Genomic DNA, 25,989 nt, shown 5'->3' with positions numbered 1-25,989 from the left:
TTCATGGAATTTTTATCCTCACTCTTAGACGCTCTTTCTACAACGCATGGCATAGTCTCCTTGACTACGCTCACGCTTTTAGAAATCATTTTAGGGATTGATAACATCATTTTTATCACGGTGATGGTCTATAAACTTCCCAAACACCAGCAAAATAAAGCCATGATTTTAGGCTTGGGCTTAGCGATGATCGCTCGCATAGGGCTTTTAGGGAGCTTGTTTTTTATCAGCCATTTGCAAAAGCCTTTATTCACTATAGCGGGCATGAGCTTTTCATGGCGTGATGTGGTGCTGCTTGTAGGGGGGGTGTTTTTAGCTTTTAAAGCGTTAGTGGAACTAAAAGAGCAGATCTACCCTAAAGAAAAACGCCAAGAAAAAGCGTTTAGCTTTTCCATCACTTTAATAGAAATCATGTTTTTAGACATTGTCTTTTCTTTAGACTCCGTGATCACGGCTATTGGGATCGCTAAACACCTAGAAGTCATGGCGCTTGCTATTATTTTATCTGTAATCGTGATGATGTTTTTTTCCAAAATCGTTGGCGATTTTATTGAAAGGCATTATCGCATCAAAACTTTAGCCTTTGTATTTTTACTCGTTGTGGGCGTGTTTTTGTTTTTAGAAGGCTTGCATTTGCATGTTGATAAAAATTATTTGTATGCGGGTATTGGTTTTGCCTTGCTCATAGAATGCTTAAACATTTTCATAGAAAAGAAAATGAAAAAAAGCTAGGTCTTTTAAGATTGAATGAATGGTTTATAAAAGGTTTTTGTGCTTTTTTTAAGTGCCGGTAACTAAATTTTAATCAAAATTCATAAGCGCATAGGGGCATTTCGCAATGAAACCCCCTTAAAAAGAGGGTTTGTGCTACCTAGTAAGCAAAAACATAATTGAGATACACGCTATAGAGCCTTCGGTATTTGAGTTCAGCCCCCATGAAAGAATAATAATCCGTGTTAATGGTGGGGATTTTCACGCCCAATTCCATGCCATGCTGAGCGGCATGATCGCTGTCTTTTTTCTTAGGCCTAGCGAGGTTCATTCTCAAGCCTAAATTGAATAAAAATTGGAAGTTAGCCACATTCATCTTAGCGCTATAGATATTGCCCACCATGTTCAAATTCACGAATTCAGAATTAAGCCACGAAGTCCCAGCTAGCGCAAAGCCACCAAAAAGCCCCACAGAAAGCTTGTTATTCTTGCCTAAAAAGTTGGTGTTTTTATCGTTGATGAAGTTATAAAGCGCATCCATACCCACTCCATAAGTCCACACATCAGAAGCCGAGTTGAAAAAGTTGGATTTAATGAACGCATGGTTGTAATCAAAGAAACCATAATACCTTAACCCGCACCTTCTTTTTTTGCCAAAGAATTGCTTGTAACCCACTTGCACGCCGATCCCGTTCATCGCACCGTTATTGTTTTGATAGTCAATCACGCCGATGCGCCTAAAGGGGTTTTTGCCTAATTCTTGCGTGGTGGTTTGGAGCTGGTTGTATTTGTCTGCATTTAAAGAATAAGTGAGTAACCCTTCTGGGGAATTAGGGTTTTGAGTGGCATGCGTCATGTTTTGAAGAGACTTAGCATTAGGCAAGTGAGAGATACCATTATTAATCGCTGTAGAGTCTTTATTCAGGGTATTAAGGGCTTCTTTAAAATTCAAAATGGTTTGAGCCAAAGCTTTCTCTTGGTTGACCTGATTGCCATAATAAGCGGTGTGTTGCACCAAAGAGTTTAAAGTTTCCTTCACAAACGCACAACCTGAACCATAAGTGTTGTCGTTAATCACACCAGCTGATCCTGCGGTGCATTCTTCTAGATCTTGTTGGATAGGCCCTTGAATGCTGTGGAAATTGTTCGCTACTTGTTGGGCTAAATTTAAAATCTCTGCTTGAGCGTTAGCTCTATTGAGCATTTCTTTTGCGAACCCTTTGTCTTCAGAAGTGTAGGGGTTGAAATTGTTGGGTTGCGTGATTTGGGCATTTTCATTAGCGTTAAGCTGTTGGGTTTTTGCTAGGGCTGTTTGAGCGTTTTTAATCATCTCGTTAATAGCGTTAAAGCTATCGCCAAAAATATCCATCACATTCCCGGTCTTGCCGCCAAACCCCCATGCCCCACCGCCACCATTCACATGCGGCTTTTGGGTGGTAAGGACTTGCATGATAGTAGCGGCTTGTTGCAAAAGGTTTTCAGCGTCATTGACGCTGCTAATCTTTAGCTGGATTGGGATTGATGAACCGCCTGAATAATAATTGCCATTCCCATCGGGGTAAGTGTATTCTGTGGTAGGGTTTCTTGTGAAAGTTTGATTGATATTGACTACCATATTTTTAGAGCTATTCAAGGCAGGCATCCCGCCTCCTTGGTTTTGGTTTAAAGCGGTTTGGATAGTTTGATAAGCGGTATTGAGAACCTGGTATTCACTACTAGACAGGATACCATTTGGCCCTACATTACTGGCTCCATTGCAAGTGGTGGTGGTCGTTCCGCTATTAGTGCCATAGCTGTAGTTGGGCGTGTTGTCAAACGATCGAACGCCCCCATTTTCTAAATGTTTTGGGCCAAGATTGGGGCCAGGGCCGCAGCTGATACCAAAGGCTATGACTTGCCACATGCCCACAGCGGCATTGAGCGCTAAAGCCACAGCTTGATAGGCCGGAGAAGTGGTGGTAGCGCTAGTGAGGTTGATCGCGCTTGAGCTTAGATTGTCGATCGCACCCGTGATCGCGCTCGGCGTGCTGGCTAGATTGACTAAGGAATTTAAGTAATTGTATTGGTTTAAAAGGTTGTTTAAGTTATCGTATCTGTCTGCAAGATTTTGCAACGCTCCAGTGTTTTTCACTTGTTGGACCGCTTCACCGATTTGATAGCCCACACTCATATAAAATCCGTCATCTTCAGCCCTTGATAATGAAGCCATGAGAGAAAGAGAGAGCAAGAGGGATTTTTTGATTTTCATGTTTTCTCCTTTTAATAGATTTTTCTTTGATACAAAGAAACTTCATATTATAAGCAATAAATGGAATTTTATGGCTAATTTTAGCTCTGAATTTTAGAGATTTTTGTTTTTTTTTTTTTTTTTGTAAATTGCGAAAAATAGGGGTTTTGGCCTAACTTTTAAGGCTTAAAAACCGCCCTTAAAAGAAAGACTAATCAGTCTTCTTTCAAGCTATAAGCGATAGGGATTTTTAGATGCACGGTTTCGTCTGGTTTAGGGAACAAATGCGCCGCGCTTTTAATAGCCTCTAAAGCCGCATGGTTTAAAATATCAGTCGTGTTGCTTTTGACTACTTTAATGTCTGTAACGCTCCCATCAGCATTGATCGTAAAGCTCACTAACACTTCGCCCTCAATGCCCCTAATTTGCGCCATTTTGGGATAGCGGTTTTTAGAAGAAATAGCGGTTTGGATCTTCATTAAAAATTCGTTGCTCACCCCTGGGTTATAAGCTTGAGCTTCAGAAGTTGCACCCTCAGAGGTTTTGTTAGACTCTTCTTGCTTGTCTTTTTCTTTGACTATATCCTTAGTCGTTACTTGTTTAGGAGCGCTTTTTTCTTTAGCTTCCTCTTTAGCTTCTTCTTTTTTGGGTTCTTCTTTAGGCTCTTCTTTTTTAACCTCTTCAACTTTAGGCTCAGGTTTTGGCTCAGGCTTAGGCTCAGGTTTGGGTTTGGGTTCAGGCTTAGGCTCAGGTTTGGGTTTGGGTTTTGGCTTAGGCTTTGATACCTCTTTTTTGGGCTCTTCTTTCTTGGGTTTTTCTTTAGGCTCTTCTTTGGGTTTAGCCGACTCAGCATTGGTCTTTGTATTGGAATTGGTATTAATGCTGGCTAAACTCATGGTAACCTTAGTGGTGCCCGCTTGTGCTAAAGGCTCTGGAACATCTTCGCGCAGTAAAAAATAGCTAAACCCTATAGCGTATAGGGCAAAAGAGATTAAAAAGCTAACACTCGTTGAGACTTTACTTAACTTCTGTGGAGATGGAGAAATTTTCATGATTATGCTCTTTTAAAATATCCATAATACTGATAAAAGTTTCAAAACGAGAGCTTTTGTCGCTTTTTAAGTCTATAAGGGTTTTAGGGTCTGTTTGTTTGACTACAGCGCTCAAAGCTTCTAAATTCGTCGGTTTGTCATCTACGAAAATATTGTCATGCTCATCCACAGAGATGACCACCACTTTTTGATCGTTTGGCTGGGATTTTTCTGCATTTTTAGCGTTAGGGAGACTGACTTTAATCTTACCTTGCGCGATAAAAGTAGAAATGCTCAACACAATCGCTAGTAAAACGAGCATAATATCAATAAAAGGGACAATATTGAGCCCATCGCCTCTTCTGATGCTTTTCATTTTTTCATGATCCTAAATTTTTCACTCAAAACATCGGATTTTCTCAACAAGCTATTATAAGCGATCAAAGTGGGAATCGCCACAGCAAGCCCTAGAGCGGTCGCTTTTAAAGCCAAAGACAAACCCACCATGATCGTTTTAGCGTCCATCCCGCCACTCACGCCCATGTCATAGAAAATCACCATGATCCCTAAAACCGTCCCTAACAAGCCCACGTAAGGCGCGTTAGAAAAAATCACATAGAGAATGGTTAGATTCTTGGTTAAATCCAAATTCAGGGCATCTATATCGTCATAAGCTTTCAAATCGACTTTAGAATAAAAAATAACCCTTTCAATCACAAACCACAAGGCTAAAAAACTGGCCACGCCAAGCACCGCAAAAACAAATATGTCCACATAATCTTTCAACATTCCCACTGAAAAACCGCCCATAAAAACTCCTTGTCTAAAATAATTCCCTTAAAATCAAAGCAACATGCAACACAGCCATTCTAAGAGCATGCGCTCTTTAAGAAGCATCCGTTCGCATAAATGCTTTAAAAATGATAAAAGAATGTTAGTTTGTTGATTATATTGTTTTAATAATAACAAGTCAATAATAATTAAGCTAGTAATTGTAATTAAATTCAAACGCTATAATAGTGTCTTATGGCCAACCATTTAAATCCAGTTTGTATTATAATTGTTCATTTTAAATTAATTCAATCATACTAGCATGAACGGCTTTTAACGAACTCATGCCAAAAAAGGATTTTTCTCAATGGATACACCCAATAAAGACGATTCAATCATCCGCTTTTCGGTTTCTTTACAACAAAATTTATTAGACGAATTAGACAACCGCATCATTAAAAACGGCTATTCTTCTCGCTCAGAATTAGTGCGCGACATGATCAGAGAAAAATTAGTAGAAGACAATTGGGCAGAAGATAACCCTAATGATGAGGGTAAAATCGCCGTGCTTGTGGTGATTTATGATCACCACCAAAGGGAATTGAACCAGCGCATGATAGACATTCAGCATGCCAGCGGGACGCATGTTTTATGCACCACGCACATTCATATGGATGAGCATAATTGTTTGGAGACGATTATTTTACAAGGCAATTCGTTTGAAATCCAACGCTTGCAACTAGAAATCGGAGGGCTTAGGGGGGTTAAATTCGCTAAATTGACTAAGGCGTCTAGCTTTGAATACAATGAATAGCGTCTTAAAATACAAAGAATTAGCGCTCTATGGAGGGAGTTTTGATCCTTTGCACAAGGCTCATTTAGCCATTATTGAGCAAACTTTAGAATTACTGCCCTTCGCTAAGCTCATTGTCTTGCCCGCCTATCAAAACCCTTTCAAAAAGCCATGTTTTTTGGACGCGCAAAGTCGTTTTAAAGAATTAGAAAGAGCTTTAAAGGGAATAGATAGGGTGCTGTTGAGCGATTTTGAAATCAAGCAAGAAAGGGCCGTGCCTACGATAGAAAGCGTTCTTCATTTCCAAAAACTCTACCGCCCCCAAACGCTTTATTTAGTCATAGGAGCGGATTGTTTGAGGCATCTTTCTTCTTGGACTAACGCTAAAGAGCTTTTAAAAAGGGTGGAATTAGTGGTTTTTGAAAGGATTGGCTATGAAGAAATCCAATTTAAGGGGCGTTATTTCCCTTTAAAAGGCATTGATGCACCGATTTCTTCTAGCGCGATTAGGGCTAGTTTAGGGGGTTAAGCGTGTTTTTTAATGTGGCGGTAGGCTTCTTGAATGATAGCGAAGCGTTTGGCGTAAAGAGCCTTTTTTTCTTTGAGATCGCATAAATCAGGGTGGTAGGTTTTAGCCAACTCCAAATAGCGCTTTTTGACTTCGCTGAAATTTTCATGCTTGATAAAACCTAGTGTTTTATAGCATTCTTTTAATTTGCGCTCAGCCAGAGTGGTGTAGCTGTCTTTGCCAAAGCCATTAGGATAGATGAAATCTAAGCATGCGTTATGGACGATTCTATTTTCATTGAGCGTTACGATGAGTTCCCAAAAACGCTCTGAATCGCCTCTTATATGCAATTCATCTTGGGTTTCTAAAAACACACAGCCGCTGAATTTTTGGCGTAAAAACCGCTTGGCGATAGGGTGCTTGGTGATAAAAAGCGCATATTCTGCCCCAAAGGTTAAAACTTTCACTTCTATTTTTTCTAAAAGCGTGTTTTGAGCTATGATTTTGATGCGTATGGGCAGGTGGCTTTTTTGTAAAACCTCTTCTAAAGAATGTTGGCTAATATCTTTCTCATGCGCGCATTCAAGGGCATGATAGACCCAATTAAGCAAGTAGTTTTTTTTAAAGCATTCCGTGTCGTTTAAAATGAGTAGCGATGAAGAGAGCATGTGGCACTGGCTGAAATGTTTTTTAGCGTAGTTTAAAACTTTTTTCAATAAAGGGTGGCTGTTGGGGAGCGCGATTTGCGTGAATTTGGCTAACAATTCAATTTTGGCCATTGCCCTTATTTTCTCCATGCGTTTTGATGCGATTTTTAAAAATCTTTAGGTATTTTAGCATGCCAATGGTTAAAAAAAGGTGGTTATGAATGGTTTTTGCGCTAGACTACGAGCCATAACTCATTTAATGAAAGATTAAAAATGAAAATAGCGGTATTACTCAGTGGGGGGGTGGATAGCTCTTATAGCGCTTATAGCTTAAAAGAGCAAGGGCATGAATTAGTGGGGATTTATTTGAAACTCCATGCGAGCGAAAAAAAGCATGATTTATACATTAAAAACGCTCAAAAAGCGTGCGAGTTTTTAGGCATTCCTTTAGAGGTGTTGGATTTTCAAAAGGATTTTAAAAGCGCGGTTTATGATGAATTTATCAGCGCGTATGAAGAGGGGCAAACCCCTAACCCTTGCGCGTTGTGCAACCCTTTAATGAAGTTTGGGCTAGCTTTAGATCACGCTTTAAAATTAGGGTGTGAAAAGATCGCTACCGGGCATTATGCGAGGGTCAAAGAAATTGACAAGGTAAGTTATATTCAAGAGGCTGTGGATAAAACTAAAGATCAGAGCTATTTTTTATACGCTTTAGAGCATGAAGTGATCGCTAAATTGGTGTTCCCTTTAGGGGATTTGTTAAAAAAGGATATTAAACCTTTAGCCTTGAATGCGATGCCTTTTTTAGGCACTTTAGAGACTTATAAGGAATCTCAAGAAATTTGCTTTGTGGAAAAAAGCTACATTGACACTTTAAAAAAGCATGTTGAAGTGGAAAAAGAGGGCGTGGTGAAAAACTTACAAGGCGAAATCATTGGCACGCATAAGGGCTATATGCAATACACGATTGGCAAACGCAAAGGCTTTAGTATTAAAGGCGCGTTAGAGCCGCATTTTGTGGTGGGGATTGACGCTAAAAAGAACGAGTTGATTGTGGGCAAAAAAGAAGATTTAGCCACGCGTTTCCTCAAGGCTCAAAACAAATCTTTAATGAAAGATTTTAAAGATGGCGAATATTTTATCAAGGCCCGTTACAGGAGCGTGCCTACTAAAGCGTTTGTGAGCTTAAAAGATGGAATGATTGAAGTGGAATTTAAAGAGCCTTTTTATGGCGTGGCTAAAGGGCAAGCCTTGGTCGTTTATAAAGACGACATCTTGCTTGGCGGGGGCGTGATTGTTTAGGGCTTTTTGCGCTTATGGTCTCATTGGTTGCTTTTTTAAACTCACTCTTGCTTAAAATTTTTAAAGCTAGGGAATCCATGCGGATCTAAGCGGATATTTTTAATAAGAGCTTTCCCACCGCTCAAATCACCGCTCACATTGAAGGGCTTTTTAGTTGGTTGTTTGGCTAAAAGGGCTAAAACTCGGGCGTTTAACGCCATGGTTTCATTCAAAAACGCCATTTGCTTATTTAATTCGCTTAAAAATTCTATATTCAAGGTTTTTAAAGTATGCTCGTAATTGGCTAAGATTAGAGCATGCTTTTCTTTATTATTTTTAGCGTTTTTTAATTCTTTGTCTCGCTCTATTAGGGCGTTTTGGTAGCGTTGGTGCAATTCTTTAGCGCATGATTTGAGATTTTCTTTATCGCATAAAAAATGCGTTTTTAAAGTTTCTAGGCGCTTTTCTAGGGGCAAAAAGGTTTTTAGGGCGTCTTCTTTGGCTTGGATTTGGCTTTGAAGCTTGTTTTTAAATTTTTTCAAACGCATGGCTTTATAGGCTTGAAAATCATGGTTTTTAAGAGCGTTGTATTCTAAAGTTTTGTTATGGGATTGTTGGTTATGGGCTTGGTTTTCTAAAACTTGATCGCACAAGGCGTTTAAAGCGCTCATCAAATCCAATTGCGAGAGCAAATGGGCGAGTTTGGGCTCTTTGAGCAAGAAAAGGGCGTTGTTTTGCTCTTGAACTTCTAAAGCGTTTGAAGCCTCTTCTAAATTCTTAACGCCGCTCAAATAAGGGCAATGTTCTTGCAAGAAAAGCGTTTGGGATTCTTTGATTAAGCGTTCTTGTTCCATGCCCTTTTTTATGTGTTTTTCTAAAGCTTGTAATTTTTCTAATTCCAAAGCGCTTTGTTTCAATAACGCATCAGTGTCCATAAGGCGGATCTGGCTGGCGTTAAAAAAACGCCTCTGGCTATTTAGGGTGCTGTTAGCCTTTTTGATTTCTTTGAGTTGATCCTGGTTGTTGGAAAGCATGTTTTGATAGATTCTTAAACTTTCATTGAGTTTGTAAAGCATGTCAGAAAGCTGTTCGTTAGAGCGCGAGAGCTTGGCGTTAGTTTGAGAATCAAAAGTCATCATTATCTGCGCGTTTGAAAAGGTTAGAAAAAATAAGAAGAAGCAAAAAAATCTCATAAGGTTATCTTTATTACTATAGTTTCATCGTGTTATTTTATCTAAGTTTTGGCATGCGCTAAAACACGCAAAATTATCGCTTTTAAGATAAAATAAGCGTTTTGATGCCATTTTTGGAGCGATCGTGGAATTGAGTTATTATGAAATTTTAGAAGTGGAAAAACACAGCAACCAAGAGACCATTAAAAAGTCTTACAGAAAGCTGGCTTTAAAATACCACCCAGACCGAAACGCCGGCGATAAAGAAGCCGAAGAAAAATTCAAGCTCATCAATGAAGCCTATGGGGTGCTAAGCGATGAAAAGAAGCGGGCCTTATACGATAGGTATGGTAAAAAGGGCTTAAACCAAGCCGGCTCAAGCCAGAGCGATTTTTCTGATTTTTTTGAAGATTTAGGCTCGTTTTTTGAAGACGCTTTTGGCTTTGGTGCTAGAGGGAGTAAAAGGCAAAAAAGCTCTATCGCACCGGATTATTTGCAAACTCTTGAATTGAGTTTCAAAGAAGCGGTTTTTGGCTGTAAAAAAACCATTAAAGTCCAATACCAGAGCGTTTGTGAAAGTTGCGATGGCACGGGCGCTAAAGATAAAGCCCTAGAGACTTGTAAGCAATGCAATGGGCAGGGACAGGTGTTTATGCGTCAAGGTTTTATGAGTTTTGCACAAACTTGCGGGGCGTGTCAAGGCAAGGGTAAAACCATTAAAACCCCATGCCAAGCGTGTAAGGGTAAAACCTACATTCTTAAAGATGAAGAAATTGATGCGATAATCCCTGAGGGCATTGATGATCAAAACCGCATGGTGCTTAAAAATAAAGGCAATGAATACGAGAAGGGGAAAAGAGGGGATTTGTATTTAGAAGCGCGAGTCAAAGAAGATGAGCATTTCAAGCGCGAAGGCTGTGATTTGTTCATTGAAGCGCCGGTGTTTTTCACCACTATCGCTTTAGGGCATACGATTAAAGTGCCGTCTTTAAGAGGAGGCGAATTGGAATTAAAAATCCCTAGAAACGCCAAAGACAGGCAAACTTTTGCGTTTAGAAACGAGGGCGTGAAGCACCCTGAAAGCTCTTATAGGGGGAGTTTGATCGTGGTGTTGCAAGTGATTTATCCTAAAAGCTTGAATAAAGAGCAGCAAGGGTTATTGGAAAAATTGCATGCGAGTTTTGGCTATGAGGGCGAACCGCATAAAAGCGTTTTAGAAACCTGTATTTCTAAAATTAAAGACTGGTTCAAATAAAAGGTTGTTGATGCATGATTTTCTAAAAGCTTTCAAAGACGCTTTCCCTCATACCATTTCTATCTTTTTAGGGTATTTGCTTATGGGAATGACTTTTGGAATGCTTTTAGTCCAGCATGGCTATGATTATAAAGTCGCTTTGTTCATGTCGTTATTCATCTATGCTGGGGCGGTGCAATTTGTAGCGATCACGCTTTTAAGCGTGCAAGCGAGCTTGATGAATGTCGTTATTGTGAGCTTGCTAGTGAATGCGAGACAGACTTGTTATGCGCTTTCTATGCTAGATCGATTTAAAAACACCCAATGGCGTTTGCCCTATTTAGCGCATGCGCTCACGGATGAAACCTTTGCTTTATTGAATTTATACGCTCCTAAAGAGGGGGTGAGTGAAAAAGACTTTATTTTTAGCATTTCTTTACTCAACCACTCTTATTGGATTTTTGGCTCGTTAGTGGGTTCGTTGGTGGGTTCGCATTTTTCCTTTGACACTCAAGGCATGGAATTTGTGATGACAGCGATTTTTATCGTGCTGTTCATGGAGCAATACAAACGAAACACGAATCATAAAAACGCATGGCTTGGGATTATTATTGCGGTTGTTTGTTTAGCGCTCTTTGGGACTGAATACTTTTTGCTCATCGCTTTGGTTTTAATGGTGCTTGCCCTCATTTTGTTTAGAAAGCAGTTAGAATGTTAACGCATTCTATACTCATTCTTTTAGTCATCATAATAACGACTTATTTCACGCGCATTTGGCCTTTTATGGTGTTTAATTCTAAAAACCCGCCCAATGACTTTGTGCGTTATTTGGGTAGGGCTTTATCATGCTCAGTGATAGGCATGCTCGTGATCTATTGTTTTAAAGACATTCACATTTTAAAACCCCCTTATGGGATCAATGAAATCACCGCTTTTTTATCGGTTATCCTTTTGCACCGCATTTTTAAGGTGTTTGTTTTAAGCATCACGCTCCCCACCATTCTTTATATGGTTTTAGTCCAAAGCCATGCGTTAGAAAAGGCTTTTTTTAATCCCTAAAACTATATTTTATTCCTAGCGCTTTTAACCCTAGCGTTTTTAATCACAAAATACGCCGTAGGGATAATAAAAAGCGTTAAAACAACGCTGCTTATCATGCCCCCTAGCATGGGCGCGGCGATGGATTTCATGATCTCACTTCCTGTGCCATGGCTATACATGATCGGAATGAGTGAAGCTAAAATGCTAAAAAAGGTCATCAGCTTGGGCCTTACCCTAAGCACCGCCCCATGCATGATAGCTTCTTTTAAGGCGGTAGTCGTTTGCTCTTTTAAAGGGGTTTTGATGAATTTTTGAAACGCGTCTTCTAAATAAATAATCATCACAATAGCCGTTTCGCTCGCTACCCCTAAAAGGGCTAAAAAGCCCACTAATGCTGCCACACTCATGTTAAAGCCCATGAGATTCATAAAAATCAACCCCCCCAAAAACGCAAAAGGCAGAGTGAAAAAGCATAATAAGGAATTAGTGAGATTCTTTAAAGCAAAGACAATTAAAATAAAAATGATAAACACGCTCACCGGCACGATGTATTGTAGGGTTTTAAACGCCTCTTCTAAATACTGGCTTTCGCCGCTAAATTCATAATAATACCCGCTGGGCAATTGGATTTTTTCTAGCGCTTTTTGAGCCAGTTGCCTGTAAGTGTCAGAGCTGATACCATTTTGCGGCACGATATAGATAAAATTCACGTTCAAGCCCTTTTCGCTCTTTAACACCGCCGGCGAATTGTCGTAATACACATGGGCTAATTCTCTTAAGGGCATGTAATTGTAAGCGGTTTTAATATAGAGGTTTTTTAATTTTTCAATGGTGTTTCTTTCGGTGTCTTCTAAGCGTAAAGAAATAGGGTAGCTTTCTACGCCTTTAATCATGGTCGTGAGCGTGGCTCCGCCCAGAGCGAATTTAATCGTGTCCAACACGGCGTTTTTATTGATGCCGTAACGAGCCAGATTTTCATCGTTCAAATCTAGCGTGATGTAGTAGCCGTTATTGGATCGCTCGGCAAAGACGGACAAGCTTTCTTTTAGGGTTTTGAGCTGTTGCTCCATAAGGATCGCTAATTCTTGTAATTTGTCCGTGTCGTTACCATAGAGCTTGATGCCTAGGGGCGTTCTAATGCCGGTTAAGAGCATGTCCGTTCTCCCACGAATGGGGTAAGTCCATGAATTAGTCAAGCCTTTTAATTGCAGGGTTTTTTCCAATTTGTCCCTAACTTCTTTATAGCTGAGCTTTTCTTTCCATTCGTTTTTTGGCTTTAATTCAATGTAGGTTTCTATCATTCCTAAACCGGCGGCATCGGTGCTGGTGTTAGCGCGCCCCACTTTACCAAAAACCTGTTTGACAAAATCTAATTGCTTGATAGCGCTATTGCTTTTTTTCAAATATTCTAAAGCGGTATCAATGCCCACGCCATTAAGCGTTACAGGCATATACATGATTACCCCTTCATTGATTTGGGGGATAAATTCCCAATTAAGTTTTTTATACGCTACATACAAGCCCCCTAAACCTAAGACGCTCGCTATCAAAAAAGCGTATCTGAACTTAAGCACAACCTTCAAGCTTGCGCCATAAATTTTGATGAAAAAAGCGTTAATCGGGTTTTTAGACTCTTCTAAAATCCGCCCTTTAATGAGCCATACCATTAAAATAGGGACTATCGTAATAGAGAGCATTGCTCCCACTAGCATGGCAAAGGTTTTGGTGTAAGCTAAAGGGGCAAAAAGCTTTTCTTCTTGACCGGTGAGCGCGAAAATAGGCAAGAAAGAAACCACAATGATCATTAAAGCAAAAAATATCGCGCCCCCCACATGCTTAACCCCTTGCATGATAGCATTAACCCTTTGGATATCATCTTTTGTATCAATGTGTTGCAAATGCTTGTGAGCGTTCTCCACCATCACAATCGCCGCATCCACCATCGCCCCTATAGCGATCGCAATGCCCCCCAAACTCATGATGCTCGCTTCAATATTGAAATAACGCATGAGCAAGAAACTGATGCACACGCTTAAAGGCAGAGTGATAATCACCACTAAAGCGCTCCTGAAATGCAGTAAGAAAATCGCAATAATGACTAGCACAATGATGCTTTCTTCTATGAGCGTGTGGATCAAATTGTCAATGCCTTTTTCAATCAATTCGCTCCTGTCATACACGCTGGTGATTTTCACATCAGGGTTACTCGCTTGTAGGGTGGCGATTTTTTCTTTAATGGCTTTAAGCACCTTATAAGTGTCAGCGTGATAGCGCACCATCACAATCCCCCCCACCACTTCCTTATCGCCATTGAGATTAGCCGCTCCTCTGCGTGGTTTTGGCACTAGTCTCACGCTGGCTATATCTTTGATTTTTAAAGGGATAGCCCCTTCTTTTTTAATGACAATTTCTTCTAAATCCTTCAAAGATTGGATATAGCCATGCGATCTTATAATTTTTTCAAACCCGTTTTCTAAAATAACCCCCCCACCGGTATCGTTATTGGAATTTTTAATCGCGTTAGCGACTTGTTCCAAACTCAAGTTATAGCGGATCAGAGAATCGTTTTGAAGCGTTACTTCATAATCCTTCACAAAGCCCCCCACGCTTGCGACCTCACTCACCCCATCAACCCCTAAAAGCGCATAGCGGTAATAAAAATCCTGCAAGACTTTCAAATCGCTTAAATTCTTGCTATCGCTAGATAAGGCGTATTGATACGCCCAGCCAATAGAAGTGGAATCGCTCCCTATTTCCACTTTAGCGTCCTTAGGTAAATTGCTCACTCGGTTTAGCTGCTCTAAAACCCTATCCCTAGCCCAATACAAATTGACGCCGTCTTTAAAAATGATGTAAATCAAGCCGCTTTCATAGCTAGAAATCCCCCTAACCGTGTCAATGTTAGCGATGCTCATGAAAGTAGAAACTAACGGGTAAGTAACCTGCTCTTGCACGATTTTAGGGCTTTGATTGGGGTAAGTGATTTGCACGACCACTTGAGCGGGGCTTAAATCCGGCAAAGCGTCTAAACGAACGCTTTTTATCGCCCACAAAGAGGCTAAAAAAATGAGTAGAGTGACTAAAGCGGTAAGGAGTTTGTTTTTAACGCTTAAATCAATGATTTTTTCTATCATTCAATAATCCCCATTGTTTTGAGCGTCAGCGTCTAGCACGAATAAAGCGTTATTAGCGACTTCTTCGCCCGCTTCTAAACCCTCTAAAATTTCATAACTCCCATCGCTCAAGCGAACGGCTTTAATTTCTAACGGGCTTAAGCCAAAATCATCTTTTTTAAACACGATAGCTTTCCCCCCCTTAATCAAAACCGCTTCTTTAGGCAAAATCTTCATTTTTTTTGGTTTGTGAAAGATTTCTACTTGAGCGAACATGTTAGGGTAATAAAGCTGTTTAGTATTAGGCACATTGAAACGCGCTTCTAGCATTTTATCTTCTTTGTTGATGATAGGGTTGATGTTTTCAAGCGTGATTTCTTGCTCGCCTTTAATCCCTTCTACGAACAAGATCGCTTGATGCGTGGTTTTTAAAAACTCTAAATCCTCTTGATTGACTTTAACAAGCGCCCACAATTGACTTAAATCTATGATTTGAAACAACTCTTGCCCTTTTTTAATGAAGCTCCCCTCATTGAGATCCGGACTTTTTTTAAAAATAACGCCACTGAAACGAGAGTAAATGGTCATTTCATTTTGGACTTGATGAGTGCTGATGGTTTTTTCAATGCTGGAGTTTTCTAACCCTAATAGTTTGAGTTTTTCTTTAATCGCTTCCACTTGTTGGTTGAATTTCAATGATGATAGCAATTCGCTTTGAGCGCTCACTAATTCAGGGGAATACACGCTCAATAACCTATCGCCCTTTTTAATGGGGGTATAGGTTTTATTCGCATAAAGCTTTTCCACATAGCCATCAAAACGCAGGGTTTGAGAAAAAATCAGCGCTTCATTAGGCTCTAAAATCGCGTAATAGCGCCGGCTCTGGGCGAATTCTTTTTCTATAACTTTAGTGGTGGAAATATTAAAACGGATTTGGCTTTTAGTTTCTTTAGTTTTTTTAGTCTCTTTGGTTTCTTGAGCGTTAGCGAATAAGGGGCTAAAAAATAAAATCAAGGCGAACAATAAAAGCCGTTTCATTCTAATCCTTTAAGGTTTTGTAAAGATAAATAAACGCTATTTAGAGCGCTTAAGGTTTCAAGCTGGGTGATTTGAATGGTGATTTTGTCGTTAAAAGCGTTGTAATAAGCGTTGTAATCGCCATTAGATTTCAAGTCAAGCGCATAAATTTGCGCGATTTTTTCATTCTGTTTGATGATTTTATTGAGTGATTCTAGGTTTTTTTGCAAGGTTTCTAATTTTTTAAGGAGTTTTAGGGCCAGGTGGCACGTTTTGTTTTTGGTGTTTTCCACTTCGCTTTTAAACACCAAGCTTTCTTTTTTCTTTTGCTCCACTAATTTAGCCTGCTTGCCATAAAGGGGTAAGGGGATGGACAAAGCGACGCTAAACATGTCGTAGTTATAGTATTGTTTGGAGCGGAAATAATACACCCCGGTAACATTCACGTCTTCTAAAAAGCTTTTTTTAGCCAAAGTGATGTCTTTTTGCGATTTTTCTTCATCAAGCCTAGCGATCGCAATATCGTAATTGGTAGCGTTAATGTTATACAGCTCTTGCTCCTTATTAAATTCAAAATTTTTAGGGGCAATGCTTAAAATCTCGTTTTCTTTAAAAGCCAATTCACCCATAGAATAATGGCTATTGGATAGCGCTTCTTCTAAATTGTTTTTTTTGATTTCTAATTGCGATTTTAAAATTTCTAGCTTGGCGATCGCTATTAAATCGGGCGAACTGGAATGGTTGGCTTGATAGAGGGTGTTTTCTAAATTTTTAATCGCTGCGTTTAAAAGCTCTATTTCTTGTTGGTTTTTATAATTTTCAATGCCATTTATCATTAAATTAATCACCAATTGCTGCTTGGTTTTTTTAAGCTCTAATATCTTTTTTTGTTTTTCTAAGTTAATCATTTGAGATTGCGTGAGTTTTTTACCATTTAAATCCACTTTTTGAGACAAACCCAAGCTCATGTTTTGCATTAAGGTGCTATCCAGCCTGAAAAAGTCGCTCACGTTAGCGTTGTTATAGCCTAAATACAAAATAGGGTTATCCCATTTGCTAACGACTTTTTCTTGAGAACTTAAAGCGTCAATTTGCTCTTGTAGGGCTTGTATTTTTTGATTTTTAGAAAGGTATTTAGTTACAAAAGATTGGATCTCTAAATCTTTAGCCAAACCCAAACTAAAAAGCAGTAACAAAGCTGTTAAAAGGCGTATTGAAACGCCCCTTTTATCAAACGCGCTTATAAAAGAGAGCATGCTCTTATAGATCCAGGCTTGTTTTAGCGCGATAAACTTTGCCTTCTTTGGATTTAATATCCACCCTAACCTGCCATGTCCCATTCATAGAAAGATTGGTTTTAGCTTCATAAAGGCCGTTTTTTTCACTCACTTGCGCCATTTCTTTCATCGCTGGCATGCCGGGCATTTCAGGCATCATAAACTGCACCCTAACGATAGCTTTTTCTAAAGCCTTACCTTTTAAAGTGGGGCTAAGCACGAAAGTGTTATCGCCTTTAATGGGGTTACCCACGGATTTGATTTTCACTTCCAAGTCATTGGCTTTTAGGGTTTGCTCCCATGCATTTAAACTCATAACCCCCAACACGCTTACTAAAAATAAAGCGGCTAACTTTTTCATCGTTTTGACCTTTACATTAAGATAACAAGAAAATTCTTGTTGCGGACGAATGATAACCCTCTTGTGTGTAAAAATTGTGGAAATGGTTTTTAAAAAAATGGGGGTTTTAAGTAGAAGGTATAAGAGTTTATGCTATTTTTTTAAGGTTTTAAAATCAAATTTCAAAGGATTAGCATGCAATTTAGAATCGAACATGACACGATGGGCGAAATCAAAGTAGATGATAGCCAATACTGGGGGGCTCAAACGCAACGCAGTCTTGAAAACTTTAAAATCGGCACTGAAAAAATGCCTAAAGAACTCATTGGCGCGTTTGCCAAACTCAAAAGGAGTCTGGCGGTAGTTAACCACAAGTTGGGGAAATTAAGCCTGGAAAAATCGCAAGCCATTATCAAGGCGTGCGATTGCATTTTAAAAGGCGAGTTGTGCGGCGAGTTTCCCTTAGCGATATGGCAAACAGGGAGCGGGACTCAAACGAACATGAATCTCAATGAAGTCATTGCCAATAAGGCTACCGAAATTTTAGGGGGTAATTTCAGGGAGAAAAAACTCATCCACCCTAACGATGATGTGAACATGTCTCAAAGCTCTAACGACACTTTCCCTACCGCTATGCACATTGTGAGCGTGCTAGAAATCACACACAAACTACTGCCCAGTTTAGAGAATCTGTTAAAAACCTTTAAAGACAAAAGCCAGCAATTTAAAGAGATTGTCAAAATCGGGCGCACGCATTTGCAAGACGCTACGCCTTTAACTTTGGGGCAAGAATTTAGCGGGTATGCGAGCATGCTAGAGCATTCTAAACAACAAATTTTAGAGAGTTTGGAGCATTTAAGAGAATTAGCCATAGGTGGGACGGCCGTAGGCACAGGTCTAAACGCTCATAAAGAATTGAGTGAAAAAGTGGCTGAAGAATTAAGCGAGTTTAGCGGGGTGAAATTCATCTCTGCGCCCAATAAATTCCACGCGCTCACTAGCCATGACGCTATCGCTTATGCGCATGGGGCTTTTAAGGCTTTAGCGGCGAATTTAATGAAAATCGCTAACGATATTAGATGGCTTGCGAGCGGACCGCGCTGTGGTTTGGGCGAGCTTAATATCCCTGAAAACGAGCCGGGCAGTTCTATTATGCCCGGTAAAGTCAATCCTACGCAATGCGAAGCGATGACAATGGTGGCCGTGCAAGTGATGGGGAATGATACCGCTATTGGCATTGCGGCCAGTCAGGGTAATTTTGAATTGAATGTGTTCAAGCCGGTGATCATTTATAACTTCTTGCAAAGTTTAAGGCTACTAAGCGATAGCATGGAAAGTTTTAATACCCATTGCGTAAGCGGTATTGAGCCTAACAAAGAAAAAATTGATTACTACTTGCACCATTCTTTGATGCTAGTAACCGCCCTAAACCCGCATGTAGGCTATGAAAACGCCGCTAAAATCGCTAAAAACGCCCACAAAAAAGGCATTTCTTTAAAAGAAAGCGCGCTGGAACTGAAACTCTTGAGCGCTGAAGATTTTGACCAATTCGTGGTGCCTGAAAAGATGATCGGACCTAAGGCCTGAAACCTTGGGCGTGCGAGATGAAACCTGAAAAAACCACTCATAGCAAAGAGATTCGTAAGATCTTAAAAGAAGCATTGCATCACAATAAAGATTTGAATCTTTATTTGGAATCTGGAAGCAAGCATGCCAAGCTGACTGATGGGGCGTATTCCTTGACTATCCCTTCACCGCCAAGCGACAGAAAAAGCGTGAAAAACTTTGAAAAAGAATTAACAGAGTTTATTAAGAAATTAAGAGAAAACAGGATAACGCATGGAGCGTGTGAGTAAGGATTTTTATACCGGTTGGGTTGCGTATCAATGATTTTAGGTATTGATGAAGCGGGTAGGGGGTGTTTGGTCGGGTCGCTTTTTGTGGCTGGGGTGGTGTGTAATGAAAAAACAGCGTTAGAATTTCTAAAAATGGGCTTAAAAGACAGCAAAAAGCTCAGCCCCAAAAAGCGTTTTTTCTTGGAAGATAAAATCAAATCGCATGATGAGGTGGAATTTTGCATCATTAAAAAAAGCGCAGATGCAATTGATCGCTTGGGCTTAGGGGTGTGTTTGAAACTCGCTGTGCAAGAAATTTTAGAAACGCTAAGCCCTTTAGCTCAAACAATCAATATAGACGGCAACACGGCGTTTGGCTTGAACAAACGATACCCCAATATACAAACCATCATCAAGGGCGATGAAACAATCGCTCAAATCGCTATGGCGTCTGTTTTGGCGAAAGCCTTTAAGGACAGAGAAATGCGACAATTGCACGCTTTGTTTAAGGAATACGGCTGGGATAAGAATTGCGGGTATGGGACTAAACAGCATATAGAAGCGATCATTAAGCTAGGGGCTACGCCTTTTCATCGGCATAGCTTCACGCTTAAAAACCGCATCTTAAATCCCAAACTCTTAGAGGTGGAACAACGCCTTGTTTAAAATGGCGCTGAGGTTGGTAGTGCTCGTTAAAGAAAGACTGATGCGTTTGGCTTTAAAGTAAGCGATTAAGTCTTCAGGCTGAATGAAAGGGAATTGCACCATGACATACACACGATGGTTGGTGGTATCCACGAACCTTTTAGCCAAAATGGATTTAGAGGTTAAAAAATCAACAAGCCCGAATAAATGGCTGATAACGTTATTTTTAACTTGAAGCGCTTTAACAATGCGATTGCACATTTTTGTAGTGATTAAAACGCTTTCTAAAGTGCTGTAAGCGTTCATTTTAGCCCTTAAAAAAGCCACTTTTTCAGCGTTCTCTTCAGGGGGTAATTTGTCATCATAGGGAATATAATTGGAATAAAAATCGTTTCTTTTACCGGAAATAGAAGCCGATCCGACATATTGATTGGGCGGGTTCTTTTCGTTAAAAAGATTGATTTTAAGCCAATTAGGGTAGTCTGCGATGTCTTGCAAACTCTCAGCATGCACTGCTTGAGTGAAAAGGCTTAGGGACAAAAAGGCGCAAAGACTTAATTTTGTCAATGTTTTCATTATAACTTCCTTTCTATAAAAGAATATTAAAAATGCCCTACGCTTTTAGGGTAGGCGGTATTTCTCAAAAAGGCGAAATACTAGGATAGCTTATAGTGGATTAGCTTAAGAAAAAATAAAATACATGTTAATAATATAAAAAAATGTGTAATAATTTTAATACATAAATACATAAATACATAAATACATAAATACATAAATACATAAATACATAAATACATAAATACATAAATACATAAATACATAAATACATAAATACATAAATACATAAATACATAAATACATAAATACATAAATACATAAATACATAAATACATAAATACATAAATACATAAATACATAATAACTATTATACCAAAATAGATTGAATATCCAAAGAAAAATCAATGAAATTAAGGTGTTTGTAGGGGGTATTGGTTGCTGAAATAGGGGCGTTGATAGAAACGACTATAATGTTTAAAAACCCATGCTCATGGCACCATAGAAGCTGTTTTTCTAAAAAATGGGGCGTGGGGAAAGCGTGGGCGATGAGGGCGAGCTTGTTGGTAGAATTTTTATGCAAGATAAAAATCCCATTATCATGGGAGTAAAGCTCATATTTTGGGAATTGCTTGTAAAGCTCTAAAAAAACCATGTTTTCAAAAACGCTTAAAAGCGAGGGGCTAGGAGTTAGGCTATAAGGCAGGGCAAAATCGCACAGATACAATTTGGTTTTATTATTTTCAAAACTGGGGACTAAAAAAAGGATGCGTTGTTTTTCTAGCGCGTGTAAAAATTTATAAAGGGTGTCTTTAGAAATTTTAAGCTCTTTTTTGAATTGCGTATAAAGATAAAAAGCGCTCACAAATTTAGATTGATGCGCGCAGATTTTAGCCATTAAGGGGGCGTAAGCTTGAAAGACTAGTTTGATATTTTCTTGTTTTTTTAGGATTTTTTCTTGCTCGTTTTCTATAAAAAGCGAGTCTAAAGCGTTGCCGTCTCTTAAAAAGCGGTTAAACAGGGTGTTTTTAGGGGTGTTGGGCTTGAAAAAGCTAATATATTCTTTAAAATTCAGCCCTAACGCATAGCGCAAGCTAAAATTGGGTGCTGTTATGGGGCTTAAATAATTAGGGATAAGAACGATTTTAGAAAGCTTAGGCAGGCTGAAATCCAAGCGCTCAATACGATCTAAAATGAGCAAATCCATTTTCTTTTCCAAATGCCATTTTAAAAGCCATGAGCTTAGAATGTTTTTATTCAAACGCATGTCATTGTAATTGATATACACAGGGTTTTTAAAATCCTTTGCTAGTTTGAGGGCGAAAGTGGTTTTACCGGATTTCATCGGTCCTAAAAGACAGATTTTATCGCTTGAAAGTGGGTTTGAAAGCGGGTTGTTCAAAGCCGGCTCTTTAGGGGTTTCAAAAGGCCCAAAAGGGTGCAAGCAAGAAAGGGGCATGAACTTCCTTATAAAGGGGATTGAATAAGATAATCGTAGCGCATTTTCTTTATATTTCCTTATAAAAAGGAAGTAAAAATCTCTAAAAAGCCCTAAAAACAGCAAAATTTATTGACTAAATGGCGCATTTTGAGTAGTATTTCAGTTTTTATTTTATTGTTTTATTCTGTTTTTGAGTAACGAATGAAACGAGTTCTTTTAGGAGAGTTTATGGAAAAAATCAGGTTGAAGCTCAAAGCTTATGACCATAGAGTGTTGGATCGCTCTGTTGTGGCTATCGTGGAAGCCGTAAAGCGCTCGGGTTCTGAAATTAGAGGGCCTATCCCTTTACCGACTAAGAATAAGCGTTACACCGTTTTACGCTCCCCGCATGTCAATAAGGATTCAAGAGAGCAGTTTGAGATTAGGGTTTATAGCCGATTGATTGATATTATCTCGGCCACCCCAGAAACCGTGGATAGCTTGATGAAGTTGGATTTAGCTCCTGAAGTGGATGTAGAAGTAACTTCTATGGAAACGAAGTAGTCCTAACGCATTGAGATCATAAAATAAGGGTTAGATATGGAATTTTTAGTTCAAAAGATAGGCATGAGCCGCACGATTGATGCTAACAGCACGCCTGTAACCTTGCTTAAAGTCTTGCAAGCGAAAGTGTGCCAGCTAGAAAATGGGAAAGCTTTAGTGGCCTATGCGATGCATAAAAAACACAATAAGGCGATTGAAGGCCAGCAAAAGAAATACCAACTCAGTAAAGAGTTTAACCATTTCGCCACCTTAAAAGCTTCCCAACAAAAAGAGTTGGGCGATTTGGATTTGAGCGCTTTAGAAACGCTTAAAAGGGTTAAAGCGAGCTTTAAAACTAAAGGGAGAGGCTTTGTGGGGGTGATGAAGCGTTGGAATTTCCAAGGCGGGCCTGCAGCGCATGGGAGCCGTTTCCACCGCCGTCCTGGTTCTATTGGTAACAGAGAATGGCCAGGAAGAGTGCAAAAGGGTAGGAAAATGGCAGGGCATTATGGCAATGAGCTAGTTACTTGCCAAAACGAGGTACTCTCTTTTGATAAAGAAAGTATGGTGTTAGTGCTAAAGGGTTCAGTGGCCGGCTTTTCTGGGGCTTATGGACGCATTAGAGCGGTATAAAACCATACATTGAATATAATATAAAGGGTTTGATATGAGTAAGGCCATCGTTTTAGACAGCCATTTGAAAGAAAAGGGTAGCGTGGAGTTACCTAAAAGATATGGGGGTATCAACAGCCATAACCTCTATCTTTATGTGAAACATTATTTATCTTCTGCGCGCGCTAATACCGCTAAAAGTAAAAACCGCGCTGAAGTGAGCGGGGGCGGTAGGAAGCCTTGGGCGCAAAAAGGGGGCGGAAGAGCCAGAGCAGGAAGCATCACTTCGCCTGTGTTTGTGGGTGGGGGTGTCTCTCATGGGGCTACGAATAAGCGCAACTACAACCTTAAAATCAATAAAAAACAAAAACGCTTGGCTTTAGAATACGCTTTAGAAGAAAAAGCGCAAGCGAACAAGCTTTTTGTGGTGGAAAAAATCGCTATAAAAGGCGTGGTTGAAGACAATAAAAGGAAGCATTTGACTAAAGAAGCCAACCAAATGTTCCAGGCTTTAGAGCAACGAGACACTTTGTTTGTGTGCATGAACATGGACGAATACACCGAGTTAGCCTTTAGTAACCTTAAAAAATGCCTCATTATTGATGTGAGCGAGTTAAACGCTTATCTTTTAGCGGCGTTTAGCTCTGTAGTGATGGAAGAAGCAGCGTTTCAGCATGTGGTGCAAGATAAGACAGAGGAGTAAAAAATGGCAGACATCATGGATATAAAGTCAATTCTTTACACTGAAAAGTCATTAGGATTGCAAGAAAAAGGCGTTTTAGTGGTTCAAACGGCTCAAAATGTAACCAAAAACCAGCTCAAAGAAGTGTTTAAAACTTACTTTGGCTTTGAGCCTTTGAAAATCAATTCTTTGAAACAAGAGGGTAAGGTGAAACGCTTTAGAGGGAAGCTTGGACAAAGAAAATCGTTTAAGAAATTTTATGTGAAAGTTCCAGAGGGCGCTAGCATTGCCGCCCTTGGCGCTTAAGAAAGGAGAAAGCGTTATGGCGATTAAAACTTATAAGCCCTACACCCCAAGCAGACGCTTCATGTCGGTGTTGGACTCTAAAGACATTACCGCAAAAAGCAGTGTCAAAGGCTTACTCACTAAGCTTAAAGCAACAGCAGGGAGAAACAATAACGGGCGCATCACTAGCCGCCACAAAGAGAGAGGGGCTAAAAAACTCTATCGCATTATTGATTTCAAGCGCAACAAATACAACATTGAAGGGAAAGTGGCTGCGATTGAGTATGATCCTTACAGAAACGCGCGCATCGCTCTTGTAGTCTATCCTGATGGGGACAAACGCTATATTTTACAGCCAAGCGGTTTGAAAGTGGGCGATAGCGTTATCGCTGCTGAAGGCGGTTTGGATATTAAAGTGGGCTTTGCGATGAAGTTAAAAAATATCCCTATAGGAACGGTGGTGCATAACATTGAAATGCATCCAGGGGCTGGCGGGCAATTAGCCAGAAGCGCAGGAATGAGCGCTCAAATCATGGGTAGGGAAAATAAATACACCATTCTTAGAATGCCAAGCTCTGAAATGCGCTACATTCTAAGCGAATGCATGGCGAGTGTTGGCGTGGTAGGGAATGAAGATTTTATCAATGTCTCTATCGGTAAGGCAGGGCGTAACCGCCACAGAGGGATTCGCCCACAAACTCGTGGTAGCGCGATGAACCCAGTGGATCACCCGCATGGTGGGGGTGAGGGTAAAACAGGGACAAGCGGTCATCCTGTATCGCCTTGGGGCACTCCAGCTAAGGGCTATAAAACTAGAAAGAAAAAAGCTAGCGACAAGCTCATCATTTCCAGAAAGAAACATAAATAAAGGGTTAAAGAATGTCTAGGTCAATTAAAAAGGGTCCTTTTATAGACGACCACTTGATGAAAAAAACGCTCAAGGCAAAAGAGGGTAAGGATAACCGCCCGATTAAAACATGGTCTAGAAGAAGCACCATTTTGCCTGAAATGATTGGTTTTACTTATAATGTGCATAACGGAAGGGTTTTTGTCCCTGTGTATATCACAGAAAACCATGTGGGTTATAAGTTAGGGGAATTCGCTCCTACAAGAACTTTTAAAGGGCACAAAGGCAGTGTCCAAAAAAAGATTGGCAAGTAAGGGGGTAGAATGAGTAAAGCGTTATTAAGATTTGTGCGGTTATCTCCTACTAAAGCCAGATTGATTGCAAGACAGATTCAAGGCATGAACGCTGAATTAGCGATCGCTAGTTTGGAATTTACGCCCAATAAAGCGGCTAGAGTGCTTTCAAAAGTGGTGGCTTCTGCGGTCGCTAACGGCTCTTTAGACGCCAAGAGCGCTCTGATTGTTTCTTGCAGAGTGGATGCTGGCCCTGTGCTTAGGCGCTCCATTCCAAGGGCTAAAGGCAGAGCCACAGCCATTAGAAAGCCAACATCTCATGTATTCGTAGAAGTAGCAGAAGGGAAAGAAATGAAATCTTCTAAAAGCCATAAAAAAAATCAAGCAGAAGGTAAGTAGGGCATGGGACAAAAAGTTAATCCGGTAGGTTTAAGATTAGGTATTAATAGGAATTGGACTTCCAGATGGTTCCCTAGCGCTCGCACCGCTCCAAGCAATATTGATGAAGACAATAAGATTAGGAAATTCCTTAAAAAAGAGCTTTATTATGCCGGCGTGAGCGAGATTGTGATTGAAAGAGCGGCTAAAAAACTGCGCGTTACGGTTGTAGCGGCTCGCCCAGGGCTTATCATTGGTAAAAAAGGCGTGGATATTGAAAAAGTCAAAGAAGGCTTAAAAACGCTCATCAAAAAAGAAGTCTCCATTAATATTAAAGAAGTCAAACGCCCCCAAGCTGACGCCCAATTAGCCGCAGAAAATGTAGCCACCCAGCTAGAAAAAAGGGTCGCTTTCCGCCGCGCGATGAAAAAAGTCATGCAAGCGGCGTTAAAATCCGGCGCTAAAGGGATCAAGGTGCGTGTTTCTGGCCGTTTAGCAGGGGCTGAAATCGCTCGCACCGAATGGTATATGGAAGGGCGCGTGCCTTTACACACCTTAAGGGCTAAGATTGATTACGGCTTTGCTGAAGCGATGACGGTATATGGTATTATTGGCGTGAAAGTGTGGATTTTCAAAGGGGAAGTTTTGCAAAAAGGCATCCAATTTGAGAAAAAAGAAGAGGCTAAAGAAGAAAGAGAGCCTAGAAGAAGCAGAAGAGGGAGGCAATAATC

General features: G+C 40.1%; 30 protein-coding genes. 18 read left to right on the top strand and 12 right to left on the bottom strand.

Annotated features, from left to right (window positions below):
* Nucleotides 1-3 precede the first annotated feature (3 nt).
* On the top strand, nucleotides 4-732 hold the full coding sequence (locus QU01_RS03060; RefSeq protein ID WP_033761973.1) for a TerC family protein: 729 nt from the start codon (nucleotides 4-6) through the stop codon (nucleotides 730-732).
* Nucleotides 733-871: 139 nt separating this feature from the next.
* Here the strand turns inward: QU01_RS03060 and sabA are convergent, their stop codons facing one another.
* The 4 genes from sabA to exbB all read right to left on the bottom strand — a co-directional run bounded on the left by sabA (nucleotide 872) and on the right by exbB (nucleotide 4,779).
* Nucleotides 872-2,959 carry a Hop family adhesin SabA/HopD gene (sabA, locus tag QU01_RS03055; RefSeq protein ID WP_033761976.1) on the bottom strand — a complete coding sequence of 696 codons (2,088 nt, stop codon included), beginning with the start codon at nucleotides 2,957-2,959 and terminating at the stop codon, nucleotides 872-874.
* Nucleotides 2,960-3,153: 194 nt separating this feature from the next.
* Nucleotides 3,154-3,990, bottom strand: coding sequence for an energy transducer TonB family protein (locus QU01_RS03050; protein ID WP_033761979.1), 837 nt, complete (start codon nucleotides 3,988-3,990; stop codon nucleotides 3,154-3,156).
* A complete protein-coding gene (gene exbD, locus QU01_RS03045) occupies nucleotides 3,956-4,345 on the bottom strand; it encodes a TonB system transport protein ExbD (RefSeq protein WP_033761981.1) in 390 nt (129 codons plus the stop codon). The genes QU01_RS03050 and exbD overlap by 35 nt, the downstream gene beginning before the upstream one ends.
* Entirely contained in the window at nucleotides 4,342-4,779 is a 438-nt protein-coding gene (exbB, locus tag QU01_RS03040; RefSeq protein WP_000508569.1) for a TonB-system energizer ExbB, read from the bottom strand. Before exbB ends, exbD begins: the two co-directional genes overlap by 4 nt.
* Nucleotides 4,780-5,107: 328 nt before the next feature.
* Here exbB and nikR point away from each other — a divergent pair, with 328 nt between their 5' ends.
* Nucleotides 5,108-5,554: a nickel-responsive transcriptional regulator NikR gene (gene nikR, locus QU01_RS03035; RefSeq protein ID WP_000380770.1), complete on the top strand. Its 447-nt coding sequence runs from the start codon at nucleotides 5,108-5,110 to the stop codon at nucleotides 5,552-5,554.
* Nucleotides 5,547-6,062: a nicotinate (nicotinamide) nucleotide adenylyltransferase gene (gene nadD, locus QU01_RS03030; RefSeq protein ID WP_033761983.1), complete on the top strand. Its 516-nt coding sequence runs from the start codon at nucleotides 5,547-5,549 to the stop codon at nucleotides 6,060-6,062. The genes nikR and nadD overlap by 8 nt, the downstream gene beginning before the upstream one ends.
* Here the strand turns inward: nadD and QU01_RS03025 are convergent.
* On the bottom strand, nucleotides 6,059-6,820 hold the full coding sequence (locus tag QU01_RS03025) for a J domain-containing protein (RefSeq protein WP_033761985.1): 762 nt from the start codon (nucleotides 6,818-6,820) through the stop codon (nucleotides 6,059-6,061). The genes nadD and QU01_RS03025 overlap by 4 nt on opposite strands.
* A gap of 141 nt (nucleotides 6,821-6,961) precedes the next feature.
* On the opposite strand from QU01_RS03025, the gene mnmA reads away from it, so the two are divergent.
* Nucleotides 6,962-7,990, top strand: coding sequence for a tRNA 2-thiouridine(34) synthase MnmA (gene mnmA, locus QU01_RS03020; protein ID WP_033761986.1), 1,029 nt, complete (start codon nucleotides 6,962-6,964; stop codon nucleotides 7,988-7,990).
* Between the two features lie 41 nt (nucleotides 7,991-8,031).
* Here the strand turns inward: mnmA and QU01_RS03015 are convergent, their stop codons facing one another.
* Entirely contained in the window at nucleotides 8,032-9,108 is a 1,077-nt protein-coding gene (locus QU01_RS03015) for a hypothetical protein (RefSeq protein WP_229260236.1), read from the bottom strand.
* A gap of 178 nt (nucleotides 9,109-9,286) precedes the next feature.
* On the opposite strand from QU01_RS03015, the gene dnaJ reads away from it, so the two are divergent.
* The 3 genes from dnaJ to QU01_RS03000 are packed head-to-tail and all read left to right on the top strand — an operon-like array spanning nucleotide 9,287 to nucleotide 11,434.
* Nucleotides 9,287-10,396 (top strand): molecular chaperone DnaJ, encoded by a 1,110-nt coding sequence (dnaJ, locus tag QU01_RS03010; protein WP_033761990.1) that lies wholly within the window; start codon nucleotides 9,287-9,289, stop codon nucleotides 10,394-10,396.
* 10 nt (nucleotides 10,397-10,406) lie between these two features.
* Complete coding sequence (azlC, locus tag QU01_RS03005) at nucleotides 10,407-11,093, top strand: azaleucine resistance protein AzlC (protein ID WP_000543668.1); 687 nt, start codon at nucleotides 10,407-10,409, stop codon at nucleotides 11,091-11,093.
* A complete protein-coding gene (locus tag QU01_RS03000) occupies nucleotides 11,087-11,434 on the top strand; it encodes a branched-chain amino acid transporter permease (protein WP_001918987.1) in 348 nt (115 codons plus the stop codon). The genes azlC and QU01_RS03000 overlap by 7 nt, the downstream gene beginning before the upstream one ends.
* A 2-nt stretch (nucleotides 11,435-11,436) precedes the next feature.
* Here QU01_RS03000 and QU01_RS02995 read toward each other — a convergent pair whose 3' ends face one another.
* Genes QU01_RS02995 through crdA form a run of 4 tightly spaced genes read right to left on the bottom strand, consistent with a single transcriptional unit; the run spans nucleotide 11,437 to nucleotide 17,184 of the window.
* The gene (locus QU01_RS02995; RefSeq protein ID WP_033761993.1) at nucleotides 11,437-14,550 is read right to left on the bottom strand and encodes an efflux RND transporter permease subunit; all 3,114 of its coding nucleotides are present in this window, start codon (nucleotides 14,548-14,550) and stop codon (nucleotides 11,437-11,439) included.
* On the bottom strand, nucleotides 14,551-15,567 hold the full coding sequence (locus QU01_RS02990) for an efflux RND transporter periplasmic adaptor subunit (protein WP_033761995.1): 1,017 nt from the start codon (nucleotides 15,565-15,567) through the stop codon (nucleotides 14,551-14,553). It abuts the gene before it with no gap.
* Complete coding sequence (gene crdB, locus QU01_RS02985; RefSeq protein WP_033761997.1) at nucleotides 15,564-16,802, bottom strand: copper resistance outer membrane protein CrdB; 1,239 nt, start codon at nucleotides 16,800-16,802, stop codon at nucleotides 15,564-15,566. The genes QU01_RS02990 and crdB overlap by 4 nt, the downstream gene beginning before the upstream one ends.
* Nucleotides 16,803-16,806: 4 nt before the next feature.
* Nucleotides 16,807-17,184, bottom strand: a complete 378-nt coding sequence (gene crdA, locus QU01_RS02980) for a copper resistance determinant CrdA (protein ID WP_000731626.1) — start codon at nucleotides 17,182-17,184, stop codon at nucleotides 16,807-16,809.
* Between the two features lie 174 nt (nucleotides 17,185-17,358).
* Here crdA and fumC point away from each other — a divergent pair, with 174 nt between their 5' ends.
* Genes fumC through QU01_RS02965 form a run of 3 tightly spaced genes read left to right on the top strand, consistent with a single transcriptional unit; the run spans nucleotide 17,359 to nucleotide 19,664 of the window.
* Complete coding sequence (gene fumC / locus QU01_RS02975; RefSeq protein WP_033761998.1) at nucleotides 17,359-18,750, top strand: class II fumarate hydratase; 1,392 nt, start codon at nucleotides 17,359-17,361, stop codon at nucleotides 18,748-18,750.
* 17 nt (nucleotides 18,751-18,767) lie between these two features.
* Complete coding sequence (locus QU01_RS02970; protein WP_033761999.1) at nucleotides 18,768-19,019, top strand: hypothetical protein; 252 nt, start codon at nucleotides 18,768-18,770, stop codon at nucleotides 19,017-19,019.
* Between the two features lie 30 nt (nucleotides 19,020-19,049).
* On the top strand, nucleotides 19,050-19,664 hold the full coding sequence (locus QU01_RS02965; RefSeq protein ID WP_033762009.1) for a ribonuclease HII: 615 nt from the start codon (nucleotides 19,050-19,052) through the stop codon (nucleotides 19,662-19,664).
* Here the strand turns inward: QU01_RS02965 and QU01_RS02960 are convergent.
* Nucleotides 19,638-20,219: a hypothetical protein gene (locus QU01_RS02960; protein WP_033762011.1), complete on the bottom strand. Its 582-nt coding sequence runs from the start codon at nucleotides 20,217-20,219 to the stop codon at nucleotides 19,638-19,640. The genes QU01_RS02965 and QU01_RS02960 overlap by 27 nt on opposite strands.
* Before the next feature lie 349 nt (nucleotides 20,220-20,568).
* On the bottom strand, nucleotides 20,569-21,600 hold the full coding sequence (locus tag QU01_RS02955) for an ATP-binding protein (protein ID WP_324286955.1): 1,032 nt from the start codon (nucleotides 21,598-21,600) through the stop codon (nucleotides 20,569-20,571).
* Nucleotides 21,601-21,867: 267 nt separating this feature from the next.
* On the opposite strand from QU01_RS02955, the gene rpsJ reads away from it, so the two are divergent.
* The 8 genes from rpsJ to rpsC are packed head-to-tail and all read left to right on the top strand — an operon-like array spanning nucleotide 21,868 to nucleotide 25,987.
* Complete coding sequence (rpsJ, locus tag QU01_RS02950) at nucleotides 21,868-22,182, top strand: 30S ribosomal protein S10 (protein WP_000411561.1); 315 nt, start codon at nucleotides 21,868-21,870, stop codon at nucleotides 22,180-22,182.
* 36 nt (nucleotides 22,183-22,218) lie between these two features.
* Nucleotides 22,219-22,794: a 50S ribosomal protein L3 gene (rplC, locus tag QU01_RS02945; protein ID WP_033762013.1), complete on the top strand. Its 576-nt coding sequence runs from the start codon at nucleotides 22,219-22,221 to the stop codon at nucleotides 22,792-22,794.
* A 34-nt stretch (nucleotides 22,795-22,828) separates the two neighbouring features.
* Nucleotides 22,829-23,476 carry a 50S ribosomal protein L4 gene (rplD, locus tag QU01_RS02940; RefSeq protein WP_033762016.1) on the top strand — a complete coding sequence of 216 codons (648 nt, stop codon included), beginning with the start codon at nucleotides 22,829-22,831 and terminating at the stop codon, nucleotides 23,474-23,476.
* 3 nt (nucleotides 23,477-23,479) lie between these two features.
* The gene (locus QU01_RS02935; protein WP_000763613.1) at nucleotides 23,480-23,761 is read left to right on the top strand and encodes a 50S ribosomal protein L23; all 282 of its coding nucleotides are present in this window, start codon (nucleotides 23,480-23,482) and stop codon (nucleotides 23,759-23,761) included.
* A gap of 16 nt (nucleotides 23,762-23,777) precedes the next feature.
* The gene (rplB, locus tag QU01_RS02930) at nucleotides 23,778-24,608 is read left to right on the top strand and encodes a 50S ribosomal protein L2 (RefSeq protein ID WP_000985811.1); all 831 of its coding nucleotides are present in this window, start codon (nucleotides 23,778-23,780) and stop codon (nucleotides 24,606-24,608) included.
* A gap of 11 nt (nucleotides 24,609-24,619) precedes the next feature.
* The gene (rpsS, locus tag QU01_RS02925; RefSeq protein ID WP_000091385.1) at nucleotides 24,620-24,901 is read left to right on the top strand and encodes a 30S ribosomal protein S19; all 282 of its coding nucleotides are present in this window, start codon (nucleotides 24,620-24,622) and stop codon (nucleotides 24,899-24,901) included.
* Nucleotides 24,902-24,910: 9 nt separating this feature from the next.
* On the top strand, nucleotides 24,911-25,279 hold the full coding sequence (rplV, locus tag QU01_RS02920) for a 50S ribosomal protein L22 (protein WP_000030375.1): 369 nt from the start codon (nucleotides 24,911-24,913) through the stop codon (nucleotides 25,277-25,279).
* Between the two features lie 3 nt (nucleotides 25,280-25,282).
* Complete coding sequence (rpsC, locus tag QU01_RS02915; protein ID WP_000529972.1) at nucleotides 25,283-25,987, top strand: 30S ribosomal protein S3; 705 nt, start codon at nucleotides 25,283-25,285, stop codon at nucleotides 25,985-25,987.
* Nucleotides 25,988-25,989: the final 2 nt, after the last annotated feature.

The organism is Helicobacter pylori SA221C, assembly GCF_000476855.1.
In the GTDB taxonomy this organism is placed as follows: Bacteria; Campylobacterota; Campylobacteria; order Campylobacterales; family Helicobacteraceae; genus Helicobacter; species Helicobacter pylori_DK.
The sequence above is the reverse complement of the archived record's forward strand: the minus strand, read 5'-3'. Positions and strand labels throughout refer to the sequence as shown.